Source organism: uncultured Campylobacter sp., from assembly GCF_938045595.1.
Taxonomy (GTDB): Bacteria; Campylobacterota; Campylobacteria; order Campylobacterales; family Campylobacteraceae; genus Campylobacter_B.
The window spans coordinates 1-2,572 of record NZ_CALIBB010000070.1 but is presented as its reverse complement, the minus strand read 5'-3'; the positions used below and the strand labels follow the sequence as shown (position 1 = coordinate 2,572).

The 2,572-nt window shown below is 50.9% G+C and carries 1 protein-coding gene; it reads left to right on the top strand.

The genetic code is table 11. The annotated features are described in order from the left end of the window. The first annotated feature begins 1,014 nt into the window (after positions 1–1,014). Positions 1,015–2,199, top strand: coding sequence for a glutathionylspermidine synthase family protein (locus tag Q0340_RS02595; protein ID WP_298082044.1), 1,185 nt, complete (start codon positions 1,015–1,017; stop codon positions 2,197–2,199). Positions 2,200–2,572: the final 373 nt, after the last annotated feature.

The following is a 2,572-nucleotide window of genomic DNA, read 5'->3' as shown; positions in this document are numbered from 1 at the left end:
CCAAACCGCCTACAAAAGCCCGAGCGCCTACTCTAGAAGCGTCGACAGCTTCAATCAAGCAAAGCAGCAAAACGCCAAAGCACGAAGCGGTAAGAGCGGATTTTTCGGCGGAAGCAAAAGCGGTAAGAGCGGCGGATTTTTCGGCGGTTAAGCACGCTTTGAAACATACAGCGCTTGACGCGGCGAGTTTAAATTTTAACGCGCGGCGCTTGAAAGTGAGCAAAATTCTGTTGTGGCGGAATTTTAGTTAAAACGAAAGCGCGCTCCGTATGGCACGTTTTCGGTGAAATTCGATACGGCAAATTACGTATCGCTCGGGGGCAATGTCCTACGGCTGCGTTGCCTCTAGAGAAATTTTACGGCGTACGTAGCGGTTCGCAATCCTTACGCGGCGAGGTTGTCAAGATAAAATTCCGCGCCGCTACGCGCATAGCGGTTTGTAATCATGCCGCGGCGATGTTATGACGAGGCGGAATTCGCGCCCGTTGCCGAGCGCATCGGATCGCATTTTTTACTGAGGCGTTGCCGCGGGGCGAAATTTTGATATGAAAGGCAGCGTCGTGCGATAAAATTTTATATTGCGACGCGACGTTAAGGCGAGCGAGGCCGTGCTGCGACGGGGGTTTTAATCACCGCATCTGCAATCGGAATTTCGTATCGCAGCGCTTCTTGCGGCAAATTTTATATCGCCGAGCGGTGCTAAAGCGAGTAAATTTACCCGAGCGAAATCCAAGTCGTAGCATCGCGCGATTAAGTTGTACCGCAGTTTTTGAGGAAGCCAAGGAGGAGCTACTTGCAAGGGTGTATTTCTTGCAAAAAAGGTGCCGCTCTGCGGCGGGGCAATGCACCGCTCGCCTGCCGAGCTCTGATTAACCGGTGCGCTTAGAGGTGCGAGCCCATAGCTCGCGTTTTATTCTGCTTCGCCGCGCTCGCAAGATACGCTGGCAGCGACTAGCGCTATGTTTGTTTTACGCTGCGGGCGGAATTTTAAAATTTACATAAAAAGGAAAATCTATGCAACTAAAAAAGATAACGCCGTTAAGCAACGAGTATCTCGAAAAGCTCGGCTTTTACTGGCACACGGACGCAGACGAGACCCCTTACGTCAGCGACGAGATCGTGCGCGTGAGCGCCGCGGAGGCGGATGCGTATTACGAAGCGGCGAACGAGCTATACGAGATGTTTGTCGCGGCCGCGCAGTACGTCATCGACAACAACCTCTTCCACGAGCTCGGCATCCCCTTCAACCTCGTAGATCTAATCAAACAAAGCTGGGAAAACGAGGTGCACTGGCACCTATACGGGCGCTTCGATTTCGCAGGCGGGCTGGACGGCAAGCCGATCAAGCTGATAGAATTTAACGCCGACACACCCACGGTGGTGTTTGAGACGGCAATCATCCAGTGGGCGATGCTCAAAGAAAACGGCATGGATGAGGCGAGCCAGTTCAACGACCTCTACGACGCGCTGCGCGATAATTTCAAGCGGCTCGTGGTGCTTGACGGCGAGCTGGAGGACTTTTCTAAATTTTACGAGGGGTGGAAAATTTTATTTAGCAGCGTCGCGGGCAACGTCGAGGACGAAAAGACGACGAAGCTTTTGCAGCAGACCGCGGAGGATGCGGGCTTTAAGACGCGCTTTGCCTACGTGGACGAGGTGGAATTTAACGACGAAGAGGGCGTGTTTTTTGAGGGCGAAAACTACGAGTATTGGTTCAAGCTGATCCCTTGGGAGGCGATCGCGATCGAGGAGGGCGAGCTCGCGCTCATCTTAAAAAACATCGTGCAAAATCAAAAGGCAATCATTCTAAACCCCGCATACACGCTGCTTTTTCAAAGCAAAGGGATTATGAAAATCCTGTGGGATCTGTATCCAAACCACCCGCTGCTGCTGCAAAGCTCCTTTTCGCCGATCATCGGCAAAAAGATGATCAAAAAGCCGTTTTTGGCGCGCGAGGGGGCGAACGTGGCGATTTTCGACGCAGACGGCAGAAAGATAGAGGAAAACGGCGGCGAATACGGAAATCAGAAATTTTTATATCAGGAATTTTATGAGCTCAACAAAGACGAGCGCGCCCAGAACTACCAAGCGGGGGTATTTTTCGCCTATGAAGGCTGCGCGCTGGGCTTCCGCAAGGGCGGCGAGATACTCAATAATCTCTCAAAATTTGTAGGGCACTACATCGAGGATGCGAAGTAGCGGCACGGCAAATTTTAAAAATTTGAGAAATTTTAGGGCGGCGGCTCTTGGCGATAAATTTGGCGGCAAGGCTCTCGCGGCGGTAAATTTTATCGTCGGGCGACAGCGGCGAATTTGTCGCTTGGCAGTAAAATTTAACGCTAGGAGGCTACGGTAAAATTTAGCGTAGCGGCGCGACCAAAATTCTGCGCGGATAAATTTCGTGCAGGTTAAATTTGCGTAAGTTGAAATTCCGCGCGGAGTAAGATTTGTGCGAGCTAAATTTTAAAATTTAAACGCGAACGGCGGCAGCGATAAAATTCGTTTCTCGCTTCGGCGTAAATTAGAATTTTAAATTTAGACGCAGATTTCAGCGGAAGTAAAATTTACCGTC

What these genes read in the sequence shown, in the direction of transcription:
- Q0340_RS02595 (WP_298082044.1), top strand. Translation starts at nt 1,015, where the DNA reads ATGCAACTAAAAAAGATAACGCCGTTAAGCAACGAGTATCTCGAAAAG.